This window comes from Variovorax jilinensis, assembly GCF_030316885.1.
In the GTDB taxonomy this organism is placed as follows: domain Bacteria; phylum Pseudomonadota; class Gammaproteobacteria; order Burkholderiales; family Burkholderiaceae_C; genus Variovorax; species Variovorax jilinensis.
Genome location: NZ_JASZYQ010000003.1, coordinates 1 through 24,755, shown reverse-complemented (window position 1 = coordinate 24,755; position 24,755 = coordinate 1). Strand labels below are relative to the sequence as shown.

Annotated in this window: 22 protein-coding genes; 11 read left to right on the top strand and 11 right to left on the bottom strand. The window is 68.7% G+C overall.

Annotated elements, in window-relative coordinates:
* Nucleotides 1–5: 5 nt before the first annotated feature.
* From QTH87_RS11640 to lgt, 5 genes are all read right to left on the bottom strand, one after another.
* Nucleotides 6–782, bottom strand: a complete 777-nt coding sequence (locus tag QTH87_RS11640) for an enoyl-CoA hydratase/isomerase family protein (RefSeq protein ID WP_286609107.1) — start codon at nt 780–782, stop codon at nt 6–8.
* Entirely contained in the window at nt 779–1,765 is a 987-nt protein-coding gene (locus tag QTH87_RS11635; protein ID WP_286609105.1) for a Bug family tripartite tricarboxylate transporter substrate binding protein, read from the bottom strand. The genes QTH87_RS11640 and QTH87_RS11635 overlap by 4 nt, the downstream gene beginning before the upstream one ends.
* 76 nt (nt 1,766–1,841) lie before the next feature.
* Entirely contained in the window at nt 1,842–3,305 is a 1,464-nt protein-coding gene (locus QTH87_RS11630) for a malonyl-CoA decarboxylase (RefSeq protein WP_286609103.1), read from the bottom strand.
* Nucleotides 3,302–3,970, bottom strand: coding sequence for a GntR family transcriptional regulator (locus QTH87_RS11625; protein ID WP_286609101.1), 669 nt, complete (start codon nt 3,968–3,970; stop codon nt 3,302–3,304). Before QTH87_RS11625 ends, QTH87_RS11630 begins: the two co-directional genes overlap by 4 nt.
* Nucleotides 3,971–4,173: 203 nt before the next feature.
* The gene (gene lgt, locus QTH87_RS11620; protein WP_286609099.1) at nt 4,174–5,001 is read right to left on the bottom strand and encodes a prolipoprotein diacylglyceryl transferase; all 828 of its coding nucleotides are present in this window, start codon (nt 4,999–5,001) and stop codon (nt 4,174–4,176) included.
* Between the two features lie 139 nt (nt 5,002–5,140).
* On the opposite strand from lgt, the gene bfr reads away from it, so the two are divergent.
* Entirely contained in the window at nt 5,141–5,608 is a 468-nt protein-coding gene (bfr, locus tag QTH87_RS11615; RefSeq protein ID WP_286609098.1) for a bacterioferritin, read from the top strand.
* A gap of 15 nt (nt 5,609–5,623) precedes the next feature.
* Here bfr and QTH87_RS11610 read toward each other — a convergent pair whose 3' ends face one another.
* Nucleotides 5,624–6,583 (bottom strand): LysR family transcriptional regulator, encoded by a 960-nt coding sequence (locus tag QTH87_RS11610; protein WP_286609097.1) that lies wholly within the window; start codon nt 6,581–6,583, stop codon nt 5,624–5,626.
* A gap of 98 nt (nt 6,584–6,681) precedes the next feature.
* On the opposite strand from QTH87_RS11610, the gene ilvD reads away from it, so the two are divergent.
* On the top strand, nt 6,682–8,376 hold the full coding sequence (gene ilvD / locus QTH87_RS11605; protein WP_286609095.1) for a dihydroxy-acid dehydratase: 1,695 nt from the start codon (nt 6,682–6,684) through the stop codon (nt 8,374–8,376).
* A 152-nt stretch (nt 8,377–8,528) separates the two neighbouring features.
* On the opposite strand, the gene QTH87_RS11600 is transcribed toward ilvD, so the two are convergent.
* Nucleotides 8,529–8,777: a TIGR04438 family Trp-rich protein gene (locus QTH87_RS11600; RefSeq protein ID WP_286609093.1), complete on the bottom strand. Its 249-nt coding sequence runs from the start codon at nt 8,775–8,777 to the stop codon at nt 8,529–8,531.
* A gap of 105 nt (nt 8,778–8,882) precedes the next feature.
* Between QTH87_RS11600 and QTH87_RS11595 the strand changes: the two genes are divergently transcribed.
* Nucleotides 8,883–9,188, top strand: coding sequence for a c-type cytochrome (locus QTH87_RS11595; protein ID WP_286609091.1), 306 nt, complete (start codon nt 8,883–8,885; stop codon nt 9,186–9,188).
* A gap of 39 nt (nt 9,189–9,227) precedes the next feature.
* On the opposite strand, the gene QTH87_RS11590 is transcribed toward QTH87_RS11595, so the two are convergent.
* Nucleotides 9,228–9,764 carry a LapA family protein gene (locus QTH87_RS11590; RefSeq protein ID WP_286609090.1) on the bottom strand — a complete coding sequence of 179 codons (537 nt, stop codon included), beginning with the start codon at nt 9,762–9,764 and terminating at the stop codon, nt 9,228–9,230.
* Between the two features lie 53 nt (nt 9,765–9,817).
* Nucleotides 9,818–11,815 carry an acetate--CoA ligase gene (gene acs / locus QTH87_RS11585; protein WP_286609088.1) on the bottom strand — a complete coding sequence of 666 codons (1,998 nt, stop codon included), beginning with the start codon at nt 11,813–11,815 and terminating at the stop codon, nt 9,818–9,820.
* Between the two features lie 163 nt (nt 11,816–11,978).
* Between acs and QTH87_RS11580 the strand changes: the two genes are divergently transcribed.
* Both QTH87_RS11580 and QTH87_RS11575 read left to right on the top strand, forming a co-directional pair.
* Entirely contained in the window at nt 11,979–12,593 is a 615-nt protein-coding gene (locus QTH87_RS11580) for a YqhA family protein (RefSeq protein ID WP_286609087.1), read from the top strand.
* A gap of 191 nt (nt 12,594–12,784) precedes the next feature.
* Nucleotides 12,785–14,356 carry a TerC family protein gene (locus QTH87_RS11575; protein ID WP_286610359.1) on the top strand — a complete coding sequence of 524 codons (1,572 nt, stop codon included), beginning with the start codon at nt 12,785–12,787 and terminating at the stop codon, nt 14,354–14,356.
* A gap of 30 nt (nt 14,357–14,386) precedes the next feature.
* Here QTH87_RS11575 and fumC read toward each other — a convergent pair whose 3' ends face one another.
* Nucleotides 14,387–15,784 (bottom strand): class II fumarate hydratase, encoded by a 1,398-nt coding sequence (gene fumC / locus QTH87_RS11570; RefSeq protein ID WP_286609085.1) that lies wholly within the window; start codon nt 15,782–15,784, stop codon nt 14,387–14,389.
* Nucleotides 15,785–16,214: 430 nt separating this feature from the next.
* Here fumC and proV point away from each other — a divergent pair, with 430 nt between their 5' ends.
* From proV to QTH87_RS11540, 6 genes are all read left to right on the top strand, one after another.
* Nucleotides 16,215–17,513, top strand: coding sequence for a glycine betaine/L-proline ABC transporter ATP-binding protein ProV (gene proV, locus QTH87_RS11565; RefSeq protein WP_286609083.1), 1,299 nt, complete (start codon nt 16,215–16,217; stop codon nt 17,511–17,513).
* Nucleotides 17,514–17,529: 16 nt separating this feature from the next.
* Nucleotides 17,530–18,747, top strand: a complete 1,218-nt coding sequence (gene proW, locus QTH87_RS11560) for a glycine betaine/L-proline ABC transporter permease ProW (RefSeq protein WP_444812781.1) — start codon at nt 17,530–17,532, stop codon at nt 18,745–18,747.
* 76 nt (nt 18,748–18,823) lie between these two features.
* Complete coding sequence (gene proX / locus QTH87_RS11555; protein WP_286610355.1) at nt 18,824–19,837, top strand: glycine betaine/L-proline ABC transporter substrate-binding protein ProX; 1,014 nt, start codon at nt 18,824–18,826, stop codon at nt 19,835–19,837.
* Nucleotides 19,838–19,878: 41 nt separating this feature from the next.
* Nucleotides 19,879–21,432 carry a fumarate hydratase gene (locus tag QTH87_RS11550; protein ID WP_286609081.1) on the top strand — a complete coding sequence of 518 codons (1,554 nt, stop codon included), beginning with the start codon at nt 19,879–19,881 and terminating at the stop codon, nt 21,430–21,432.
* The gene (gene murI / locus QTH87_RS11545) at nt 21,429–22,280 is read left to right on the top strand and encodes a glutamate racemase (RefSeq protein WP_286609080.1); all 852 of its coding nucleotides are present in this window, start codon (nt 21,429–21,431) and stop codon (nt 22,278–22,280) included. The genes QTH87_RS11550 and murI overlap by 4 nt, the downstream gene beginning before the upstream one ends.
* Nucleotides 22,280–23,071, top strand: coding sequence for a PA3715 family protein (locus tag QTH87_RS11540; RefSeq protein WP_286609078.1), 792 nt, complete (start codon nt 22,280–22,282; stop codon nt 23,069–23,071). The genes murI and QTH87_RS11540 overlap by 1 nt, the downstream gene beginning before the upstream one ends.
* A gap of 111 nt (nt 23,072–23,182) precedes the next feature.
* Here the strand turns inward: QTH87_RS11540 and QTH87_RS11535 are convergent.
* The coding region (locus QTH87_RS11535; protein WP_286609076.1) for a YadA family autotransporter adhesin at nt 23,183–24,755 on the bottom strand (1,573 nt) is incomplete at its 5' end.

Sequence of the window (24,755 nt, the reverse complement as noted above, 5' to 3'; positions counted from 1 at the left end):
CGATGTCAGAAGATGGGGGGGCGCTTGGCCAGGAAGGCCGCGACGCCTTCGCGGTGTTCGGGGGAATCGGCGTAGTCGTAGGCCGCCGCGAGCAGCGGCTCGATTGCACGCTGCGCGCGACTGTCGCGCAGCGCGGCGAAGGTGGCCTTGTTGAGGCGCGCGGCTTCGGGCGCCAGCGCGGCGATGCGTCCGGCGTGCGCGAGCACGGCCGGAGCGAGTTCGTCGTCGGGCAGCACCTGCAGCAGGAAGCCGGCTTCGTACAGGCGCGCGGCGTCGTGCACGCCCGCGGCCAGCAGCATGTCGCGCGCGAGCACGTCGCCTATCGCACCCTGCACCAGCGCGGCTTCGCGCGGTGCCATCGGAAAGCCGAGCTTCGCGATCGGTGCGCCGAAACGCGCCGAGGCGGCGGCGAGGCGGATGTCGCAGCAGCTCGCGATCTCGAGTCCCGCGCCCATGCAGGCGCCCTCGATGCGCGCCACCAGCGGCAGCGGGCAGGCCAGCATCGCGGCCAGTGCGGCCCAGACTTCGTCCTCGTGGAATTCGCGCAGCCGCTCGGCCTCGAAGCGGAAGGACGGGTATTCGGAGATGTCACCTCCGGCGCAGAAGGCGCCGCCCTCCCCCGCGACGACCACGCAGCGCAGCCCCCGCTCGCCCGCGATCCCGTCGAAGGTACGGCGCAGCGCGCGCCACATCTCGCGCGTCATTGCATTGAGCCGCGCCGGGTTCGCGAGCGTCACGAAGGCCAGCGGGCCTTCGATGCGCAGGCCGATGGCTGCCGTCATTCGAGCTTGGCCCCCGAGTCCTTGACCACCGCTGCCCAGCGCCGGATCTCGGCGTTCACGAAGCTGCCGTAGGCGGCGGCCGAGATGTTCGGGATCTCCGATCCGTTGCTGGCCCAGATGGCCTTGAGCTCGTCGCTCGCGAGCGCCTTCTTCATGTCCTCGATGATCTTCGCCTGCACGTCGGCGGGCGTGCCCTTGGGCGCCCAGAGGCCGTACCAGGTCGTGACCGTGTAGTCGGGCAGTCCCACCTCGGCGGCGCACGGCACATCGGGGAAGGCCGGGTTGCGCTTGCTGCCCGCCACCATCAGCGCCTTGATGCGACCTGCCTTGATGTGCTGGGCCGAGGAGCCGAGGCCGTCGAACATCACGTCGACGTTGCCGGCGATCAGGTCCTGCAGCGCCGGCCCCGCGCCCCGGTACGGGATGTGGGTGATGTAGGTGCCGGTCTGGAGCTTGAACAGCTCGCCCGCGAGATGGTGCGAGGTGCCTGCACCGGCCGAGGCGTAGTTGAGCTTGCCCGGGTTCTTCTTGGCGTTGGCGACGAAGGCCTGCAGCGTCGTCTCGGTGACGCGCTTGGGGTTCACCACCACCACCTGCGGCACGTTGGCCAGCAGCAGCAACGGCACGAAGTCCTTCTCGATGTCGTAGTCGAGCTTGGGGTAGATCGCGGGCGCGATCGCGTGGTGCACGGCGCCCATGAACAGCGTGTAGCCGTCGGGCGCTGCCTTGGCGGCGATGCTGGCGCCCACGGTGCCGCCGGCGCCGCCGCGGTTGTCGATCACGAGCGTCTGGCCCGTGATCCTCGAGAACTGCGCCGACAACGGCCGTGCGAAGGCATCGGTGCCGCCGCCGGCCGGGAACGGCACGATCAGCGTCACGGGACGGGTCGGCCAGTTCGATTGGGCATGCGCGCCGGCCGCGAGGGCCGCTGCGCCCGCCGCAGCGAGGCGCAACACGTCGCGCCGTTGGAAGCCTGGGTTCATTGCTTGTCTCCTGTCTTTGTTGGAAATCCGATGCCGCGCCGGGGCCGGGGCGCGCCGATGGAATGGCCCGCCTTCTTCAACTCTTGAGGAACAGGTCGTCGATGCTGCCCGAGACCGCGATCTTGCCCTGCGCCAGCAGCGCCCGATGCTTGTCGATGCGCTTCAGGTCGTAGAGGTAGTTGACCATCAGGCCATAGGCCTGCTTGTGCCCCTTGGCCGAAGGGTCGCCGGCCCAGTTGAGCCTTTCCACGCGCGCGCCGTTGCCCAGGTGAAAGCGCGCCACCGGATCGACCGGCTTGCCATCGGCCGTGGCACGCCCCAGGTATTCGGCTGCTGCGCTCAGGAGCATCTGGCGCACCGGCGATCGCGTATCGAGCGCCGCGGCCTCGTCGGCCGCAGCCAGGAAGCGTTCGGCAGTCGGCGGCAGCGAACCGATCACGCGCCCCAGTTCGGCCGCCGGCTTGTCGTCGAGCCGCGCCAGCAGTTCGGTCGCGTTGCGCGCGAGCCAGGTGCGCAGGCCCGGGATCGGCGACAGCGTCGCGAAGGTCTTGAGCCGCGGCAGTTCCTGCTGCAGCGTCTCGACCACGCGCTTGATCAGCGAATCGCCGAAGCTCACGCCGCGCAGCCCGGTCTGGGTGTTGCTGATCGAATAGAAGATCGCGGTCGTTGCCCGGTCCGGCCGCACCAGCGCAGCCGCCTCGTCGAGCAGCGGCACGATGCCGTCGCTGATGTGGTCGACCAGCGCCACCTCGACGAAGATCAGCGGCGTGTTGGGCAGCTTCGGGTGAAAGAACCCATAGCAGCGGCGGTCGCTGTCGAGGCGGTTCTTGACGTCGGCCCAGCTCTTGATGTCGTGCACCGCCTCGTACTGGATCAGCTTCTCGATCAGCGAGGCCGGTGAATCCCAGCTGATGCGACGCAGGTCGAGGAAGGCCATGTCGAACCAGGTCGAGAACAGATGCTCGAGCTCGGCATCGAGCGGCAGCAGCCGGCGGTCGCTCTTGAGATGCGGCAGCAATTCGGCCCGCAGGTCGACCAGGAAGCGCATGCCGTCGGCATCGATGGCGAAACGCTGCAACAGGCGCGCGCGCGGCGAGGCCAGGGCGCGCCGCAGCCGCACCTCGGCCTGGCCCTCGTCGGGCGTGCCGACCGCGGCCTCGTGCTGGTCGCGCGCGCTGCTGAGCTGCTGCACGTCGGGCGCGAAGCGCTCGCTCATGAGCAGCCAGATGTCGCGCCGCTCGTCGAGCTCGCGCGCCGAATACCACTGCACCACCGCATGCGCGCGCCGGCCGGCCTCGACCTCGCTGACCCGCGGATCGACCACCGACTGCAGCTCGAGCAGCGCCCGGCGCAAGGCGCGCGGCGCCAGCGCCTCGCCGGGCCGGCGCAGCGTGGCCTCGAGGCGTTCGGCCAGAGGCCGCGGGCCGACACCGGGCTTCTTCGTCTTGCCCGCATCGGTGGCCGGCCTTTCGCCCGCCGGGGGGGCGTTGCCGGGGCGTAGCAGCGAGACGCCGCGCGTGATCCAGTCGCTCGCATTCATGAGATGAGCTTGGCCTTCTGTTGCAGCGCGACCGCCCGCAGGGCCTCGCGCTGGCGGTTCAAGTGGGTGCGCATGGCAGCCTCGGCGCCGTCGCTGTCGCGCGCCTTGAGCGCGGCGAACACCGCGAGGTGCTCGGACAGGCTCTGGTCGAGGCGCCCGGGCGCATGCAGCTGCTGCAGCCGCGCGAGCTTGAGGATCTTGCGCAGGTCGCCGATCACCTGGGCCAGCCAGCGGTTGTCGGCCAGCATGATGATCGCCTCGTGGATGGCGAAGTTGGTCGCGTAGTAGTCGTTGATGCGGCGCGCACGCGCGTGCTTCGCGAGCCGGTCGTGCAGCGCATCGAGTGCCTCGAGGTCGGCATCGCTCGCGTTGCGCGCGGCCTCCCAGGCGCAGCGCCCCTCGAGCAGCGCGATCACGGGAAAGATCTCGTCGAGGTCGCGTTGCGTCACCTCGGCCACGAAGCAGCCGCGCCGCGGCTCGTGGCGCAGCAGCCCTTCGGCCGTGAGCACCTTGAGCGCCTCGCGCAAGGGCGTGCGCGAGATTTCGAGCCGCTCGCAGAGGGCCGCCTCGTCCAGGAAACTGCCGGGCGCCAGCTGGCCGCTGAAGATCTGCTCGCGCAGCGTCGCCGAGACTTCGTCGTGCAGGGAGTTCTGGACCAGGCGCATGGGCGGCTACGTTCGTAATTACGCGTAATTATGAAAGCAGGAGGCGCCCGGGCGCAATGGCTGCGGGCGTCCGGACATACCCTGCAGGGCGCCGCAACCTCGCGCGGCAAATCCATGCCGAAACCCTGCCGACGGAAAACGGCGTTGCAACCCGACGCACGAACCCGTCGATCCTCTGCCGGCGCCTCCCGCGGCGCTGTGCATCACCCGCGCGCCGGCACCCCTGCACGTGCCGGCCGCGCGCTCGCATAGAGCCAGATGCCGAACGCGATCATCGGCACGCACAGCCACTGGCCCATGCTCATGTTGAGCGCCAGCAGCCCCAGGAAATCGTCGGGCTCGCGGAAGTATTCGGCGATGAAGCGCATCAGGCCGTAGCCGATCAGGAACACCGCCGACACGCGGCGCTCGCCGCGGTCGCGGCGCGCGTAGAGCCACAGCACGACGAACAGCAGCAGACCCTCGAGCAGGAACTGGTAGACCTGCGACGCATGGCGGGCCAGCATCGAGCCGCTCTGCGGGAACACCATGCCCCAGGGCAGTTCGGGGCTGCTGAAGCGGCCCCACAGTTCGCCGTTGATGAAGTTGCCGACCCGGCCCGCCGCCAGCCCCGTGGGCACGCACGGCGCGACGAAGTCCATCACCTGCCAGAACGGCCGCCCGCGCGAGCGCGAGAACCACACCATCGAGGCGATCACGCCGAGCAGCCCGCCATGGAAGCTCATGCCGCCCTGCCAGATGAAGAAGATCTCGAGCGGATGCGTGAGGTAGTGGCCCGGCTTGTAGAACAGGCAGTAGCCGAGCCGGCCGCCGACGATGACGCCCATCACGCCGAGGAACAGGATGTCCTCCACGTCCTTGCGCGTCCATGCGCCGGGCCCGGTGATCGAGCGGAAGGGCTCGTGGCGAAGCCGGCGCGTGCCGAGGAAATAGAACAGCGCGAAGGCGGCCAGGTAGGTCAGGCCATACCAGTGGATGGCGACCGGTCCGAGCTGCAGCGCGACGGGATTGATCTGCGGATACATGAGCATGGCAGCGATTGTGCCGCCCCCGAATGCGAACGCTTCTGAGTCCCAGGCCCATCCAGACCGGCGACATGGGGGCATGCCCCCCGCCACCGCCTTTCGCCGCGACAATTGCGGCCTCCTACAACAAGAACGCAGGCTGCTCATGCAGGGAAACCCCCAAGTCGTCGACTATCTCAAGCAACTGGTGCGCGGTGAACTGGCCGCGCGCGACCAGTACTTCATCCATTCGCGCCTCTACGAGGACCAGGGCTTCGTGAAGCTCTACACCCGCCTCGACCACGAGATGCAGGAAGAGACGCAACACGCCGACGCGCTGATCCGCCGCATCCTGATGCTCGGCGGCGTGCCCGACATGCGCCCGAACGACTTCACGCCCGGCCTCACCGTGCCCGAGATGCTGCGCAAGGACCTGGCGACCGAGTACGAGGTGCGCGCGGCCCTGCAGCAAGGCATCGCGCTGTGCGAAAGCGCGAGCGACTACGTGAGCCGCGACATGTTGCTGGCCCAGTTGCGCGACACCGAGGAAGACCACGCCTACTGGCTGGAGAAGCAGATCGGCCTGATCGACCTGATGGGCCTCCAGAACTACCTGCAGGCGCAGGCCTCCTGATCGCAGGGCCCTGCGTCAGCCGGCCATGCCCTCGCTGACGAAGGCCACGAAGCGATCGAGCGCCGGATGCTGGTCGGCGTCGCGCCAGACCAGGCTGGTCTCGCACACGGGCACCGCAGGCCCCTTCCTGCCGCGGGCAGCGCGACCCGCGCGCCCTTCGGGCATCCGGTAGACCACGCCGGGCCGCCGGAACTGCATCACGCTCTCGGGCACCCAGGCCAGGCCCAGTCCGGCCGACACCAGGTTGACGATGGTCTGCATCTGGATCGCCTCCTGCGCCACCTGAGGCAGCTTGCCGGCCGCGTGGTAGAGCCCGAACACCGCGTCGTGCAGCGAAGGTGCGATGCGGCGCGGAAAGATCACCAGCGGCTCGTCGAGCACCGCATCCCAGTCCCACGCCGCCGCGCCGGCTCCGGCGGGGACGTCCGCGAGCGGATGGTGCGCCGGCAGCGCCAGCACCATCGGTTCGACCGCAACGCGCAGATGCCGCAGGCCGGGCGGAGCGAAGCCCGGCGAATGCAGCATCAGGCCGGCATCGATGGCGCCGCGCTCCAGTTCGCGCAGCTGCACGTCGCCGGTGGCCTCGACCAGTTCCAGCACCACCTTCGGGCTCTGCGCGCGAAAGGCCCGCACCCAGCTCGGGAGCTGCTCGAAGCCGATGGTCGAGACGAAGGCCAGGCGCACCCTGCCCTCCTCGCCCGCGGCCGCGGCCCGGGCCCGCGCCGGCAGCGCCTGGGCGCGCACCAGAAGTTCGCGCACCTCGGGCAGCAGCGCCTCGCCGGCCGGCGTCAGCGCGACCCGGCGCTGCGTCCGGTCGAACAGCTGCACGCCGAGGGTCTTCTCGAGCAGGGCGATCGCCTGCGTGACCGGCGGCTGCGTCATGTGCAGCCGCAGCGCCGCCCGGCCGAAGTGCAATTCCTCGGCGACGGCCACGAACTGGCGCCAGGCTCGCAGGTCGATCAAGGGTTCTTTCATATGCCGAGCATATCAATCAGGCATGAAAAATGGATTGGAACCAATCAATCAATCGTCGGATACTTGGCGTCCCCCGAATCCAGAACACGAGAAGCACGATGGACACCAAAACGATCCAGATCAACCGCCGCAGCGCCAACATCGTCGAAGGCAAGAGCCGCGCGCCGAACCGCTCGATGTTCTACGCCATGGGCTACGAGGAAGGCGACTTCAAGAAGCCGATGGTCGGCGTCGCCAACGGGCACAGCACCATCACGCCCTGCAATTCGGGCCTGCAGAAGCTGGCCGACGCGGCCATCGCAGGCATCGAGGAAGCCGGCGGCAACGCGCAGGTGTTCGGCACGCCCACCATCTCCGACGGCATGGCGATGGGCACCGAGGGCATGAAGTACTCGCTGGTCAGCCGCGAGGTGATCTCCGACTGCATCGAAACCTGCGTCGGCGGCCAGTGGATGGACGGCGTGCTGGTGGTCGGCGGCTGCGACAAGAACATGCCGGGCGGCATGATGGGCATGCTGCGCGCCAACGTGCCGGCCATCTACGTCTACGGCGGCACCATCCTGCCGGGCCGCTACAAGGGGCAGGACCTGAACATCGTGAGCGTCTTCGAGGCGGTCGGCCAGAACGCGGCCGGCAACCTGAGCGACGAGGACCTGCGCGAGATCGAGATGCGCGCCATTCCCGGCACCGGCTCCTGCGGCGGCATGTACACCGCCAACACCATGTCGAGCGCCTTCGAGGCCCTCGGCATGTCGCTGCCCTACTCGTCCACCATGGCCAATCCGCATGACGAGAAGCAGAACTCGGCCAGGGAATCGGCCAAGGTGCTGATCGAGGCGATCAAGAAAGACCTGAAGCCGCGCGACATCGTGACCAAGAAGGCGATCGAGAACGCGGTGGCGGTGATCATGGCCACCGGCGGCTCGACCAATGCGGTGCTGCACTTCCTGGCGATCGCCCATGCGGCCGGCGTGGACTGGTCGATCGACGACTTCGAGCGCATGCGCAAGAAGGTCCCGGTGCTGTGCGACCTGAAGCCGAGCGGCAAGTATCTGGCGGTCGACCTGCATCAGGCCGGCGGCGTTCCGCAGGTCATGAAGGTGCTGCTCAAGGCCGGCCTGCTGCACGGCGACTGCATCACGATCACCGGCCAGACCATCGCCGAGGTGCTCGCCGACGTGCCCGACGTGCCGCGCGCCGACCAGGACGTGATCCGCCCGATCGACAAGCCGATGTACGCCGAGGGCCACCTCGCGATCCTCAAGGGCAACCTGTCGCCCGAGGGCGCGGTGGCAAAGATCACGGGCCTCAAGAACCCGGTCATCACCGGCCCGGCGCGGGTTTTCGACGACGAGCAGTCGGCGCTGCAGGCCATCCTGGCCGGCAAGATCGTGGCCGGCGACGTGATGGTGCTGCGCTACCTGGGTCCCAAGGGCGGCCCCGGCATGCCCGAAATGCTGGCGCCCACGGGCGCGCTGATCGGCGCCGGCCTCGGCGAATCGGTGGGCCTCATCACGGACGGCCGCTTCTCAGGCGGAACCTGGGGCATGGTGGTCGGCCACGTGGCACCCGAGGCGGCAGCCGGTGGCACGATCGCCTTCGTCAATGAGGGCGACTCGATCACCATCGACGCGCACGAGCTGAAGCTCGAACTGAACGTGCCCGAAGCGGAACTGGCCAGGCGCCGCGAAGGCTGGAAGGCCCCCGCCCCACGCTACACGCGCGGCGTGCAGGCCAAGTTCGCGTTCAACGCCTCGAGCGCGAGCTCGGGCGCGGTGCTGGACAACTACTGATCGCAAAGCGACAAGCCTGCGCATGCCGCGCGGCCGCCGAAGGCAGGCCCCTTCGAGAAATCCCATGGAACCGGCTTTGCCGGGCCATAGGGATTGCCCCCCGGTCAGGGGGGTGGGCGGCTACACGCAGTGAGCCAACCTGGGGGGCGAGCCTACTTCCTCCGCGAGCGGCTGTTCAGCATCCCAAGGTTGCTGCGCTGGCGATCGATGCGGTCCTGGCGTCGCCGGTCTTCCTTCTCGACCACCTTGCGCTTGGTGTAGCCCGAGGAATCGGCCCAGGACCACCAGGCGATCGCGAGCGCGAAGGGGATCAGCACGATCCACCAGCTCAAGTTGGCGACGAAGCCGATCTCGAGGTACTTGAGGGCGACACCGAGCAGGCCCAGCAGCAGAAACCACATCGCGAACTTCTCCGTTTGAGTGAGGTGCGCGGCCGGCAAGGCGGTAAGTCGCCCCTGCCTACAATCGCGTCGGATCGACTTTAACGCCCCACGCCCCCGGACTCCATGAAAAAAGCGCTCTTCCTCGTCGCCGTCAGTCTCATCGGCGCCACGCCCGCGATGGCCGACCTGGCGCTCGCCACCTCCAAGAACTGCATGAGCTGCCATGCGGTCGACCGCAAGGTCCTCGGGCCGTCGTTCAAGGACGTGGCTGCCAAGTACAAGGACGACAAGAATGCGGTCGACCTGATGGCGACCAAGATCATGAAGGGTGGCTCGGGCGTGTGGGGCCCGGTCCCGATGCCTGCCAACAACCAGGTCAGCGAAGCCGACGCCAAGAAGCTCGCGGCCTGGGTGCTGTCGACCAAGTAGCGGGCCGGAGGACGTCGAAGCGGCGCAGGCAGGCGGCGCTCAGACGGCGGGCGGGAAGCCCACCGCCGGCGGCTGCGTCTCGACCACCGGCGCGGCCACGATCGCGGCCCGGCGCTCGAAGCGGTCTTCCAGCTGGCCCATGTGGGCGGCGATCGAGTTGTCGGTCTGCTCGGCCCGCGCGCGCGCCGACGTTTCCAGTTGCTCGATGCGCGCCAGCAGCGCTGCGTGGCGCTCGGCATTGCGCGCCATGTGGGTGTTTTCCTGCGTCTCGAGGAAGGTACGCAGTTCGGTGAAGCGCGAGGCCTCGGCCTTGTCGGCCAGGTCGCGCTGGGCCTGCATCTCCTTGGTATGGCGACGGGTCTCGAGCAGGATCGAGCTTTGCAGGTAGACCACGTAGGCGACGAAGAAGATGCCCAGCAACGCCGTCAGTCCGAGCATGATCAGGCCGAAGGGGGCCGTGACCTGCATGAAGCCGATCGACATCACGGTCGGCGTGGCGAGCAGGCCCCAGTTCAGCGCGGCCAGTGCCGCGATCAGCAGCACGACGACGAGCAAGACGGCAGTTCTCAATCCCATTTTTTATCCCTGTGGTTGGTTGGTAAGCCGCCGCGCAACCGGGACGCCGGGCCTCAGTAGGCCTGGCCCAGCTGTTCGAGGATGGCGGGATTCTCGAGCGTGGACGTGTCCTGGGTGATGGCTTCGCCCTTGGCGAGGCTGCGCAGCAGGCGGCGCATGATCTTACCGCTGCGGGTCTTCGGCAGATTCTCCCCGAAGCGGATGTCTTTGGGCTTCGCGATCGGGCCGATCTCCTTGGCCACCCAGTTGCGCAGTTCGGTGGCGATCTTGCGCGCTTCCTCGTCGCTGGTCGGCCGGCCGCGCTTGAGCACCACGAAGGCGCAGACCGCCTCGCCAGTCACGTCGTCGGGCCGCCCCACCACCGCGGCCTCGGCCACGAGATCGGTCTTGGCGACCAGCGCGGATTCGATCTCCATCGTGCCCAGGCGGTGGCCCGAGACGTTGAGCACGTCGTCGATGCGGCCCGTGATGCGGAAGTAGCCGCGGTCCACGCTGCGCACCGCGCCGTCGCCGGCCAGGTAGATGGTGCCGCCCATTTCCTCGGGGAAATAGCTCTTCTTGAATCGCTCGGGATCGTTCCAGATGGTGCGGATCATCGAAGGCCAGGGCCGCTTGATGACCAGCATGCCGCCGGCGCCGTTCGGGATGTCCTTGCCTGTCTCGTCGACGATCGCGGCCATGATGCCCGGCAGCGGCAGGGTGCAGGAGCCAGGCACCAGCGGTGTCGCGCCCGGCAGCGGCGTGATCACGTGGCCGCCGGTCTCGGTCTGCCAGAAGGTGTCGACGATCGGGCACTTTTCGTGGCCGATGTTCCGGTGGTACCACATCCAGGCCTCTGGATTGATCGGCTCGCCCACGGTGCCGAGGATGCGCAGCGAGGACAGGTCCCAGTTCTTCGGGTGCACCTTCTCGTCGCTGTCCGCCGCCTTGATCAGCGAGCGGATCGCAGTCGGGGCGGTGTAGAAGATCGACACCTTGTGCTTCTCGATCATCTGCCAGAAGCGCCCGGCGTGCGGGAAGGTCGGAATGCCCTCGAACACCACCTGCGTGGCACCGGCGGCCAGCGGGCCGTAGGCCACGTAGGTGTGGCCGGTGATCCAGCCGATGTCGGCGGTGCACCAGAAGACGTCGTCGGGGCGCAGGTCGAAGGTCCAGTCCATCGTGAGCCGGGCCCACAGCAGGTAGCCGCCGGTGGAATGCTGCACGCCCTTGGGCTTGCCGGTCGAGCCCGAGGTGTAGAGGATGAAGAGCGGATGCTCGGCGCCGACCGGCACCGGCGGGCAGTCGGTGCTCTGGCCCTGCAGCGCTTCGCCGAAGGTCTTGTCACGGCCGGCCACCATGTTGCAGGCAGTGGCGGTGCGCTGGTAGACCAGCACGCTCCTGATCGATTCGCAGCCGCCGAGCGCGATGCCGTCGTCGACGATCGCCTTGAGCGGCAGTTCCTTGCCGCCGCGCAACTGGTAGTTGGCCGTGATGACGGCCACGGCGCCGGCGTCGATGATGCGCTCTTGCAGCGCCTTGGCCGAGAAGCCGCCGAAGACCACGCTGTGGGTGGCGCCGATGCGCGCGCAGGCCTGCATCGCGACCACGCCCTCGATGGTCATCGGCATGTAGACGATGACGCGGTCGCCCTTCTTGATGCCCTCAGCCTTGAGCGCATTGGCGAACTGCGAGACGCGCGCGAGCAGTTCCTTGTAGGTGATCGGCGTCACAGTGCCGTCATCGGCCTCGAAGATGATCGCGGTCTTGTTCTCGACCGGCGTGCCGATGTGGCGATCGAGGCAGTTGGCGGAGACGTTGAGCTCGCCGTCCTCGAACCACTTGTAGAACGGAGCGTTCGATTCGTCGAGCGTGCGGGTGAAGGGCTTGGTCCACACCACGTTGGCCTTCGCCTGGCGGGCCCAGAAGCCCTGGAAATCGTCCGCGGCTTCCTTGCAGAGCGCGTCGTACGCGGCCATGCTCGAGATGCGGGCGCCGTGGCTGGCGCGCTCGTCGGGCGGAAAGACGCGGTTCTCGACCAGGACGGATTCGATGGTGGATGGGCTGCTCATTGTGTTGTCTCCTGTGCCAATCGGGATGTCGGCGGTAATGTCGGGTTTGGCACTTACGGCCGACTGACGGGCCATGTTAACGAGTGAATTGACGGCCTTTGCCCAGTTGGCGCCCCCTAGAATCGCCATTTCACAGTTGTTCGCAATTGCAGAATCGCTCACGATGTCCAACGACGACCCCCAACTTCCGCGCCCCGGCAAAGTCTCCCCGCTTCGGCCCTTGCCCAACCTGATCTTCGCCAGCCGCTGGCTGCAGCTGCCGCTGTACCTCGGCCTGATCGTGGCGCAGGCCGTGTACGTGGTGCACTTCCTGGTCGAGCTCACGCACCTGGTCGAGGCCGCCTTCGGCAGCAAGCCGGCGCTGGAATCGCTGATCACGAGCATCGGCTACAAGACGACCGCACCGGTCACCACGCTCAACGAGACCGTGATCATGCTGGTGGTGCTGGCGCTGATCGACGTCGTGATGATCTCGAACCTGCTGATCATGGTGATCGTCGGCGGCTACGAGACCTTCGTGAGCCGCATGAACCTCGAGGGCCACCGCGACCAGCCCGAATGGCTGAGCCACGTCAATGCCTCGGTGCTGAAGGTCAAGCTGGCGACCGCCATCATCGGCATCAGCTCGATCCACCTGCTCAAGACCTTCATCAATGCCGACAACTACACCGACCGCGTGCTGATCGCGCAGACCGGCATTCACATCACCTTCCTGCTGTCGGCCATGGCGATCGCCTACACCGACAGGCTGATGTCGCAGTCGGCCAACGGGCATTGAGCCTGGACCGACCGGCCGCGGCTGCAGCCGCAGGCCCGGCAGGTTCCACCCCCGGGCGAAGGCCAATTCGAGGGGTACCCCGCGCCATTGCGTAGACTCGTGCAGGTGACCACCTCCTCCGAGCCTCCCGCTCCGCCGCTGGCCTGCGCCAGCTTCCCGGGGCCCCCGCGGCCCGCGCGTTCCACCCCATGATCGAACTCCTTTCCGATCCCACCGCATGGGTGGGACTGATGACGCTGGTCGTGCTCGAGATCGTCCTCGGCATCGACAACCTGATCTTCATCGCCATCCTGGCCGACAAGCTGCCGCCGCACCAGCGCGACAAGGCCCGAGTGCTCGGGCTCAGCCTCGCGCTCTTCATGCGCCTCGCGCTGCTGTCGGTGATTTCGTGGATCGTGACGCTGAAGACGCCGCTGTTCGGCTTCGGTACCTTCTCGTTCTCGGGCCGCGACCTGATCCTGCTGGCCGGCGGCCTGTTCCTGCTCTTCAAGGCCACCACGGAACTGCACGAGCGCCTCGAGGGCGGCGTGCAGGCCAGCGGACGGCCGGCGAACGCGGCCTACGCGAGCTTCTCGGTGGTGGTGACGCAGATCGTGGTGCTCGACGCGGTCTTCTCGCTCGACGCGGTCATCACGGCCGTCGGCATGGTTCAGCACCTGCCTGTGATGATGGCCGCGGTCGTGATCTCCATCGGCGTCATGCTGCTGGCCTCGAAGCCGCTGACGCGCTTCGTCAACGCGCATCCGACCGTGGTGGTGCTGTGCCTGAGCTTCCTGCTCATGATCGGATTGAGCCTGGTCGCCGAAGGCCTGGGCTTCCATCTGCCGAAGGGCTATCTCTACGCGGCGATCGCCTTCTCGAGCCTGATCGAGGCGTTCAACCAGTGGGCCCACCGCAACGACCTGCGGGCGCAGGCGCGCCGCCCGCTGCGCGAACGCACGGCCGAATCCGTCATGCGCCTGCTCGGCGGGCGCAGCGTCGATGGCCAGCTGGCGGCCACCGACGCGGCCGGCGGTGCGGACGCGCAGGCGCCGGTCTTCGCGACCGAGGAACGCAACATGGTGAGCGGCGTGCTCACGCTGGCCGAACGCAACGTGCGCTCGATCATGACCCTGCGATCGGACATCTCGTGGGTCGACCTCGGCGACGCGCCGGCCGACATCCAGGCGCAGCTGCTGGACACGCCGCACGGCATCTTCCCGGTCTGCCGCGGCTCCCTCGACGAGGTCGTGGGCACGGCGCGCGCCAAGGACCTGCTGGCCGAGCTGATGCGCCACGGCAGGATCGATCCCGACCGCCTGCGACCGCCGCTCTACGTCTCCGAATCGGCGACCGCCATCCGCACCATCGACGTGCTGCGCAAGGCGCGCGGCCAGCTGGTGCTGGTCCACGACGAGCACGGCGCGCTCCGCGGGCTGGTCACGCCGATCGACCTGCTCGAGGCGATCGCCGGCGAGTTTCCCGACGAGGACGAGACGCTCGAGATCCAGGCCACCGGGCCGGACCGCTGGACCGTCGCCGGAACCGCCGACCTGCGGCTGCTCGAGCAGGCGCTGCAGGTCGACGACCTGGTGAGCGAGGACGACAGCTGCATCTCGATGGGTGGCCTGCTGCAGGCCAGGCTCGGGCACCAGCCCGCGCGCGGCGAGCGCTGGTCGCATGGCGACCTGACGTTCGAGATCACGGACGCCGACGAACAGCGCATCCGGACCGTCGCGGTGCGCAGGATGCGCCCCGCGGCTGATTCCGGGCACCGGGGCTGAGGGCGGCGAGGCCGGCGCCTCAGGCACCGGTCAGGCGCCGGTCATGTTCTCCGGCACGACCCAGACGTCGAACTGCTCGGCCGTCAGGTGGCCCGAGCCGATCGCTGCCTCGCGCAGACTGCTGCCTTCCTTGTGCGCCTTCTTGGCGATGAAGGCCGCCTTGTCGTAGCCGATGTGGGTGTTGAGCGCAGTCACCAGCATCAGCGAGCGCTGGACCAGTTCGGTGATGCGTTCGCGATTCGGCTCGATGCCGACCGCGCAGTGGTCGTTGAAGCTCACCATGCCGTCGGCCAGCAGGCGCACGCTCTGCAGGAAGTTGTGGGCCACCATGGGTCGGAACACGTTGAGCTCGAAGTTGCCCGAGGCGCCGCCGATGTTGATCGCGACGTCGTTGCCGAACACCTGGGCCGCGAGCATCGTCACGGCCTCGCTCTGGGTCGGGTTGACCTTGCCGGGCATGATCGACGAGCCGGGCTCGTTCTCGGGAATGCTCAGTTCGCCGATGCCGCTGCGCGGGCCGCTCGCGAGCCAGCGCACGTCGTTGGCGATCTTCATCATGCTGGCGGCCAGCGTCTTGAGGGCGCCGTGCGCATGCACCAGCGCATCGACGCTGGCCATGGCCTCGAACTTGTTCGGCGCGGTCACGAACGGCAGGCCCGTGAGCTTCGCCAGTTCGGCCGCGACCTGCTCGGCATAGCCCTTGGGCGCATTGAGGCCGGTGCCGACCGCGGTGCCGCCGAGCGCCAGCTCGCACAGGTGCGGCAGCGCAGCGCGTACATGGGCCTCGCCATGGGCTAGCTGCGCCACGTAGCCCGAGAACTCCTGGCCGAGCGTGAGCGGCGTGGCGTCCTGCAGGTGGGTGCGGCCGATCTTCACGATGTCGGCGAAGTCCTTCGACTTCTGTTCCAGCGTGGCGCGCAGCTTTCCGATCGCCGGCAGCAGCCGGTGCGTGATGGACTCGACCGCCGCCACGTGCATCGCGGTCGGGAAGACGTCGTTCGAGGACTGGCTGCGGTTGACGTCGTCGTTCGGATGCACCAGGCGGCCTTCGCCGCGCTCGCCGCCCAGCAGTTCGCTCGCGCGATTGGCCAGCACCTCGTTGACGTTCATGTTGGTCTGGGTGCCCGAGCCGGTCTGCCAGACCACCAGCGGGAATTCGTCCGGATGCCGGCCGGCGACCACCTCGTCGGCGGCGGCGACGATGGCACCTGTCTTCGTCTCGTCCTGCAGGCCCAGCGCATGGTTGACCACGGCCGACGCGCGCTTGACCTGCGCGAGCGCGCGGATGATCTCGGTGGGCTGCCGCTCGCCCGAGATGTCGAAGTTCTGCAGCGAGCGCTGCGTCTGGGCGCCCCAGAGCTTGTCGGCCGGCACCTCGATGGGGCCGAAGGTGTCGCGCTCGACGCGGGTCTTGGGGGTGGTGGTCATCTGGAAACGGGCTCCGGTTTCGGGGGTGGAAGATGGGAGTGTGCGCCGCCGGCGCAGCCTGCGCACGCAGCGCCGAGTATCGTCGCAATCGAGAATGGCTCGCATTTGGGCGACCGAACACTGGCTGCAGGCTCCCCCTTTCGGTCCCGCGGCTTGACCGGCTCAGACTCAAAAGTTATAATCCTACCCCTCAATTCGATCGACAAGTCATGTCGATCGGCCTGCACTACTCGCGGATCCTCGAATCCCGTCGCGGTGCCAGGTTCTTCCGATGGGCTCGGCCCGGCCTTCCGGTCGGCATTTCCAGGTTCCATCGCCACGCCACGCGTTTGCCGGACGGCGCCCCACGGGCCCGATCGTTCTGCTGCCGGCGTACCGCCGTCGCCCTCCGGGGCGGCCACCGTCCAACCTTCATCCAGGGAGCCCGGCAATGGCCAAAGGAATTCTCATCGACCACGTCTTCAAGGTCTTCGGCGACGCGCCCGAGGAAGCGCTCGCGCTGGTCCGCCAGGGATTCAGCAAGAAGGAGATCCTGGCCCGCACGGGCCAGTCCATCGGTGTCTTCGACGCCAGCTTCGAGATCCAGGCCGGCGAGATCTTCGTCATCATGGGCCTCTCGGGCTCCGGCAAGTCGACCCTGGTGCGGCTGCTGAACCGCCTGATCGAGCCGACCGCGGGCCGCATCGTGATCGACGGCGCCGACATCAACGGCCATTCGGACGCCCGCCTGCGCGCGCTGCGCCGCAAGGACATCAGCATGGTGTTCCAGTCCTTCGCGCTGATGCCGCACATGACGGTGCGCGAGAACACCGCCTTCGGCCTCGAGCTTTCCGGCACGAGCAAGAAGGAACGCCTGGCCCAGGCCGAGCTCGCGCTGGCGCAGGTCGGACTGGCCGGCTGGGGCGACAGCTACCCGGACGAGCTCTCGGGCGGCATGCAGCAGCGCGTGGGACTGGCGCGGGCGCTGGCCTCCGACCCGTCGATCCTGCTGATGGACGAGGCCTTCTCGGCGCTCGATCCGATCATCCGCAGCGAGATGCAGTCCGAACTTCTGCGCCTGCAGCAGGCACAGCGCCGAACCATCGTCTTCATCTCGCACGACCTCGACGAAGCGATGCGAATCGGCGACCGGATCGCGATCATGAAGGACGGCCAGGTGATCCAGGTCGGTACGCCCGACGAGATCCTGCGCAGCCCGGCCGACGACTACGTGCGCAGCTTCGTGCGCGGCGTCGATGCCGCCGCCGTGTTCAAGGCCGCCGACATCGCGCGCAAGTCGCTGACGGTGGTCTCCGAGCACGGCGACCGCGGCGCCCGCGCCGCGCTCCAGATGCTGGAGGACCAGGACCGCGATCACGCCTACGTCGTGAGTCCGGCCCGGCGCTACCTCGGCACGGTATCGGCCGACACGCTGCGCACCGCGCTCGAGGGCCGCATCGGCCCGCTGGGGCTGCAGCCCGCGTTTCTCGAGGGGCTGGCGCCGATTGCGGCCGACGCCGCGGTCGCCGGGCTGTTCGGCCAGGTGGCGCAGGCGCCCTGCGCGGTGCCGGTGGTGGCGTCCGATGGCCGCTTCTGCGGCGCGATCAGCAAGACCACGCTGCTGCGCTTCCTCGACCGCGACACGCCGCCGCTGGAAGCACCCCTGGCAGCGGCCGGCCCGACCGCCCCCGCCGCAACCGGCGCCCTCCTGGTCGACGCCGCTGCCGTTGCCGTTGCCGAAATCCACTGATACCGCAGGACCCGCCATGAACGACACCGCACTGCCCCCCGAACTCGCCGACCTGAACAGCGCCGGGACCCCGCCGTCCGCCCCGCCCGCTCTGCCCGCCATGCCCGACGTCGCTGCATCGGCGGCCGCCGCTCCCGCAACGACCGCACCGATCGACCCATGGGCCGCCATGTCAAGCGCGCCCGATCCCTCGGCCGCCAGTGCCTGGCTCGACGCACCCGCGGGCAGCGTGGCCGAGCCCGCGAACAACGGCCTCGCGCTGCTGCATCGGCTCATGGACGGCTCGCTGCCGATCGAGGCCTGGATCAACCAGGGCCTGGGCTGGGTCGTGACGCATTTCCGCCCCTTCTTCCAGACCGTGCGGCTGCCGATCGATGCCACGCTGGGCTCGGTCGAGGGCTTCCTCACCGCCCTGCCGGCGTTGCCGATGATCGCGCTGATCGGCCTGCTGGCGTGGCAGTTCGCGGGCCGGGCGCTGGCCGTCGGCACCACGCTGGCGCTGCTGCTGGTGGCGCTGCTCGGCATCTGGCCGGAAGCCATGGTCACGCTGTCGCTGGTGCTGACCTCGCTGGTCTTCTGCATGGTGATCGGCCTGCCTCTCGGCGTGCTGCTGGCGAGCAGCGACCGCGCGCAGCGCGTCATGCGGCCGCTGCTCGATGCGATGCAGACCACGCCGGCCTTCGTCTACCTGGTGCCGGTCGTGATGCTGTTCGGCATCGGCAACGTGCCGGGCGTGATCGTGACCATTGTCTTCGCGCTCGCACCGCTGGTGCGCCTGACCACCCTGGGCCTTCGCCAGGTGCGGCCCGACCTGATCGAGGCCGCGCGCGCCTACGGCGCTTCGCCCTGGCAGATGCTGGTCAAGGTGCAGCTGCCGCTGGCCATGCCGTCGATCATGGCCGGCATCAACCAGGCCCTGATGCTGTCGCTGTCGATGGTGGTGATCGCCTCGATGATCGCGGTCGGCGGCCTGGGCCAGATGGTGCTGCGCGGCATCGGCCGGCTCGACATGGGCCTGGCCACCGTGGGCGGCCTCGGCATCGTGCTGCTGGCCATCACGCTCGACCGCCTGACGCAGGCCATGGGCCGTTCGCGCCGCAGCGGCGGACGCCACTGGTGGCACACCGGCCCGGCAGGCTTCGCGCTGCGACTGCTGGAGCGGCTGCTCGGCACCGCGCGGCCCATGGCCGGCGATCGCCATGCGCCCATTGCGCTGCCGGCGCAGGCCCATTGACCGGCCCGCACCCCTCGACCCCGAAGAAGGACCCCGACACATGACGACAAGCTTTCGCCTCCGCGCGCGCCGCCTGATGACCGCCGGTCTGCTGCTGCTCGGCGGCCTCGCGGCCACGGCCGGGCAGGCGCCCACCGCCGCCGATGCTCTCCCCGGCCGCGGCATCACGGTCCAGCCCCTCAAGAGTTCGCTCGCCGAGGAGGCCTTCCAGACCTTGCTGGTGTCGCGCGCCCTCGAGCGCCTGGGCTACACGGTGCAGCCGATGAAGGACCTCGAGCCTGCCACCGAGCACCTCGCGATCGCCAATGGCGACGCCACCTTCATGGCCAGCCACTGGAACCAGTTGCACGCGGACTTCTACCGCAACAGCGGCGGCGATGAGCGCCTGGTGCGCAAGGGCGTCTATTCGGAGGGCGCGGTGCAAGGCTTCCTGATCGACCGGAAGACGGCCGAGAGCCACCACATCACCAGCATCGCGCAGCTCCGGGATCCCGAGATCGCGAAGCTGTTCGACACCGACGGCGACGGCAAGGCCGACCTGACAGGCTGCAACCCGGGCTGGGGCTGCGAGCTCGCGATCGAGAAGCACCTGGGCGACCTGCAGCTGCGGGGCAGCGTCACCCATCGACAGGGCAGCTACCCGGCGCTGATGGCCGACACCATCGCACGCTTCCGGGAGGGCAAGCCGGTCCTCTACTACACCTGGACGCCCTACTGGGTCAGCGCCGTGCTGCGCCCGGGCGCCGACGTCGTCTGGCTGCAGGTGCCGTCCAGCGCCGAGGGCGGGGCCGACAAGGGCAGCGTCACGCGCTTGCCCAACGGCCGCGACTACGGCTTTCGCGCCGACCGCGAGCAGATCGTCGCCAACCGCGCGTTCGTCGAGCAGAACCCCGCCGCCGGCAGGCTCTTCGAGGTCATGGCGTTGCCGATCGCCGACATCAACGCCCAGAACCTGCGCATGAGCCAGGGCGCCCACACGCAGGCCGACGTGGAGCGCCATGTCGACGGCTGGATCCGGGCCCACCAGGCGCTGTTCGACGGCTGGATCGGCGAGGCGCTGGCCGCGACACCCCGGGGCATTGGCGGCTGAGATAATCGGGGGGCGTTTCCCACTCCAAGAGCATCCCCCACATGACCACCACCATCCAGCAGGCCGACCTGATCGAATCGGTCGCCGCCGCGCTGCAGTACATCAGCTACTACCACCCGGCCGACTACATCGCTCACCTGGCAAAGGCCTACGAGCGCGAGCAGAGTCCGGCGGCCAAGGATGCGATGGCGCAGATCCTGACCAACAGCAAGATGAGCGCCACCGGCCACCGGCCGATCTGCCAGGACACCGGCATCGTCAACGTGTTCCTGAAGGTCGGCATGGACGTGCGCTGGGGCGGGTTCACGGGCGGCCTCGACGACGCCATCAACGAAGGCGTGCGCCGCGGCTACAACCACCCCGACAACACGCTGCGCGCATCGGTCGTGGCCGATCCGCAGTTCGACCGCAAGAACACCAGGGACAACACGCCGGCCGTGATCTTCACCGAGATCGTTCCCGGCGACACGGTCGAGGTCACGGTGGCGGCCAAGGGCGGCGGCAGCGAGAACAAGAGCAAGCTCGCGATGCTGAATCCCGGCGACAGCATCGTCGACTGGGTGCTCAAGACCGTGCCGACCATGGGCGCGGGCTGGTGCCCGCCCGGCATGCTCGGCATCGGCATCGGCGGCACGGCCGAGAAGGCCGCGCTGATGGCCAAGGAAAGCCTCATGGGCGACCTCGACATGCACGAACTGCAGGCGAAGAAGGCCTCGGGCGCCGAGCTCTCGAAGGTCGAGGCGCTGCGCATCGAGCTGTACGAGAAGGTCAATGCGCTCGGCATCGGCGCCCAGGGCCTGGGCGGCCTGGCCACGGTGCTCGACGTCAAGATCCAGATGTATCCCACGCACGCGGCCAGCAAGCCGGTGGCGATGATCCCGAACTGCGCCGCCACGCGCCATGCGCACTTCGTGCTCGACGGCTCGGGCCCGGTCTACCTCGAGGCGCCCTCGCTCGACCTCTGGCCCAAGATCGAATGGGCGCCCGACTACAACAAGAGCAGGCGCGTGGACCTCGACCAGCTCACGCCGGCCGAAGTGGCCAGCTGGAAGCCCGGCGAGACGCTGCTGCTCAACGGCAGGATGCTCACGGGCCGCGACGCGGCCCACAAGCGCATCGCCGACATGCTGGCCAAGGGCGAAAAGCTGCCGGTGGACTTCACGAACCGGGTCATCTACTACGTCGGCCCGGTCGATCCGGTCGGCAATGAAGCGGTCGGTCCGGCCGGCCCGACCACCGCGACCCGCATGGACGGCTTCACCGAGATGATGCTGGCCCAGACCGGGCTGATCGCGATGATCGGCAAGGCGGAGCGCGGCCCGGTCGCGATCGAGGCCATCAAGAAGCACCAGAGCGCCTACCTGATGGCGGTCGGCGGCGCGGCCTACCTCGTGAGCAAGGCGATCAAGACCGCGAAGGTGGTGGGCTTCGCCGACCTCGGCATGGAAGCCATCTACGAATTCGACGTGGTCGACATGCCCGTGACCGTGGCGGTCGACGCCGGCGGCACCAGCGCCCACATTACGGGCCCTGCCGAATGGCAGAAGCGCATTGCGAGCGGCGAGTTCAAGACCATCATGATGGAAGCAGCTTGAGCCTCGCGCGCGTCGGCACCCCGGTTCCGGACGCCGACGCGCCGATCGGCGTCTTCGACAGTGGCCTGGGCGGGCTGAGCGTGCTCGAGGCGCTGCGCACCGCGTTGCCGCGCGAGCGCTTCGTCTATTTCGCCGACACCGGCCATGCGCCCTATGGCGAGCGCGGAGACGACTTCGTGGCCGCGCGCAGCAGCGCGGTCGCGCGCGAGTTGCGCGATGCGCACGGCATCAAGGCGCTGGTCGTGGCCTGCAACACGGCCACCGCGGCGGCGATCGACAGGCTTCGCGCCGAGCACCCCGCATTGCCCGTGGTCGGCGTCGAGCCGGCCCTCAAGCCCGCGGTGGCCGCCAGCCGCACCGGCCGCATCGCGGTGCTGGCCACCCGCCTCACGCTCGAGAGCCGCAAGTTCCGGGCACTTCACGACTCGCTCGCGGACCGCGCCCAATTCAGCATCGTGCCCTGCGACGGCCTCGCCGGCGCGATCGAGCGCGCCGACGACGAACGCATCGACGCGCTCTGCGAGCGCTACCTCGCGACCGCAGGCCGTTTCGGCAGCCGCGACGGCGAGCTCGACACGCTGGTGCTGGGCTGCACCCACTATCCCTTCATCGCCGATCGGCTGCGCCGCCACACGGGCGAGGCCGTCCGTTTCCTCGATACCGGCGCGCCGGTGGCGCTGCAGACCCGGCGCCTGCTCGAGCAGGCCGGCGCCTTGCGCGGCGGCGATGGCGTCGGCGACCTGCAGTTGCTCTCCAGCGGCGAGCGCGGCGTGCTCGATGCGGCGGCCGCGCGGTGGTTGAGCGCCGCGCCGCCCGTTGCGGTGCAGGCCCACGGGACGCTCGCCTGATGCGCAGCGCCCCGCCCCGCACCCTGCTCGTCCGCGTCCTGCTGGGTGGCCTCGTGCTGGCGGGCTGTGCCGGCAGCGCCCGGGCCGCCTGCGACACCGGCCTCGCGGAACGCATGCATGCCAAGCTGCATGCCAACAGGACGCTCGACCACGAGCGCGCAGTCTGCGAGCCCTGGCGCGGCGTACCTGGGCGTTTCATCGTCGTGCTGCCGCTGCCGCGTCCAGGCTCCGAGCCCGGCCAGGCCGACTTCGACCTCGACGTGCTCGTGGTGCAGCAGGCCGACAACGGCAACACCGAACGCGCCAGGGTCGTGAGCCGTTCGTTCGAGGATTCGGCCCTGTCCGAGGACGCGGTCCGCATCGCCGAGATCAAGGTCGACACCGCGCGCTATCTGCTGGGCCCCGACGCGCGCGCCTTCGGCCTGCGCGTGCTGCGCCAGGGCTCGTCGCGCGCCAACCCCTACGCGAGCGAAACCCTGAGCCTCTACGTGCCGCAGGGCCCGAAGCTCGCACAGGTACTCGAAGGCCTCGAGATCGCGCTCGATCAGGGCGAATGGGACACCAACTGCACCGGCAGCTTCGAGACCGTGCGCGGCACCTTGTCGGTGGCGCGAGCGAGCACGGACGGCTGGGCCGACCTGCTGCTGCGCCAGACCCGTTCCGACAGCCGGTCGAGCCCGCTCGGCGACGAATGCATCACGCAGCAGCAGCCGCAGACCTACAAGTCGCGCGTGCTGCGCTTCGACGGCTCGCGCTATCGGCCGAGCAAGGCGGCTGCGCCCGCGGACTGATCGCCGCGCGATCTCCCTCGCCGGCAGATCGAACAACCAAAAAAAAGGCACCTCGATCGACGAGGCGCCTTTTGCTTTCCATTGCCGGCTGGTTGCCAGTCGGCGCAGGGCTTACCAGTGGAAGCCGATACCGGCGCTGACACCGGCGTTGCCGCGCGTATTGACGGTGCCGGACACCTTGGTCACCCAGCGTCCGCTCTCGTCCACCTTCGACACGCCGACCGCCAGGGCGGATTCACCCGCCATGTTGCTCAGCGCCGCCGACGCCATGCCACGGCCCGGAATGATCGACTGGGGCAGCGTCGCCACCGCCATCGCGGATGCAGCGGCTGCGTTGGAATCGCGCTTGACCTTGTCCATCGACGCTTCGAGCTGGTTGGCACGAATGTCGGTGTAGGCGCGGTTGCTGTCGGCGACAGAGTCGAGCTGCCGCTTGTTCACGGCATCCGTGCCCATCACGGCATCGGCCACGTTGGCGATCGCCCGTTCGTTGCCCGCCGAACCGACCGACACGGTGTTGTCGCGGTTGCCGGTGGTCGAGCCGGCGCCCAGCGCCACGCTGTTGTCGGAAGAAGCCGTCGCTCCGGGACCGATGGCAACCGAGTCCTTGCCCGTGGCAACCGCCTCGGGTCCGCCGCTGTTCGAAATCGCGATGTCGCCCTTGTTCTGGGTCGTGCTCGTGACTTTCTCGATCACGGTGATGCGATCACCCGTCTTGCCGATATCGCCCGCCAGGCCCGTCAGCGCGTCGCCGATATTGGTGTACTTCTCGTTGTTCAAGACGAAAGTCGGCCCAGTGACGCTGCCATCCGGGTTGACCGCGGCACCACCGCCCAGCGCATTGGCCACGCCACGCAGCTGTCCGACGTTGGCTGCATCGGTGTCCGCCCGACCGGCCGCCACGTTCGAGAGCAGCACCGCACCCGCGCTCGGGTCGCCGAAAGTGACCTTGCTGCGATCGCTGCCCGCGTCGTAGGTGACCGCGTCGAGCGTCTTGCCGTCTTCGCCGATCAGGCCGGTCTTCTTGAGCTGGCGCAGGTTGACTGCGTCGTGATCGTCGGTGCCGTCGGCCACGTTCTTGATCTGGGTGCCGCCGGCACCGCCGAGCGTGATCGTGCCCTTGTTCGAACCGGCGTCGTACGCGAGCATCTCCTGCACTTGGCCGTTCTCGTCGATCACACCGGCCTGCATCAGCTGGCCGACGTTGACCGCGTCGAACTTGTCCTTGCCGGCCGTCACGTTCTTGAGCGTACGGGTGTTGCCGTTCTTGTCGGCGAAGTCCACCGCCACGCCGTCGGTGTTCGCGCCCACCGTGAGGTTTGCGCCAGCCGCAGCCTGCTTCACCATGCCCACCGAACCGTTGTCGAGGTTGTTGGTCAGGTTGGTCACGCTGCCTTCGACGTTCGTCACGCGGCCATCGATGTTCGTGATGTCGCCCTGGATCGCGCCGATGTTGGTGTTGATCGTGCTGACATCGCCCTGGATGGTCGTGATGTTGCCTTCGGCGGTGCCGACGCGGCCGTCCAGACCATCGATGGCGGTCTTGTTGCCAGCGATGTCGGTCGTGTTCTTAGCCACGTTCTCGTTGGTTGCGAACAGCTGCGAGCCGTTCACCGCCTCCTGGCTGTCGGCAGCCAGGGCGCCTTCGGCCACGCCCACCAGCTTGCGGGCACCGGCCGTGCCG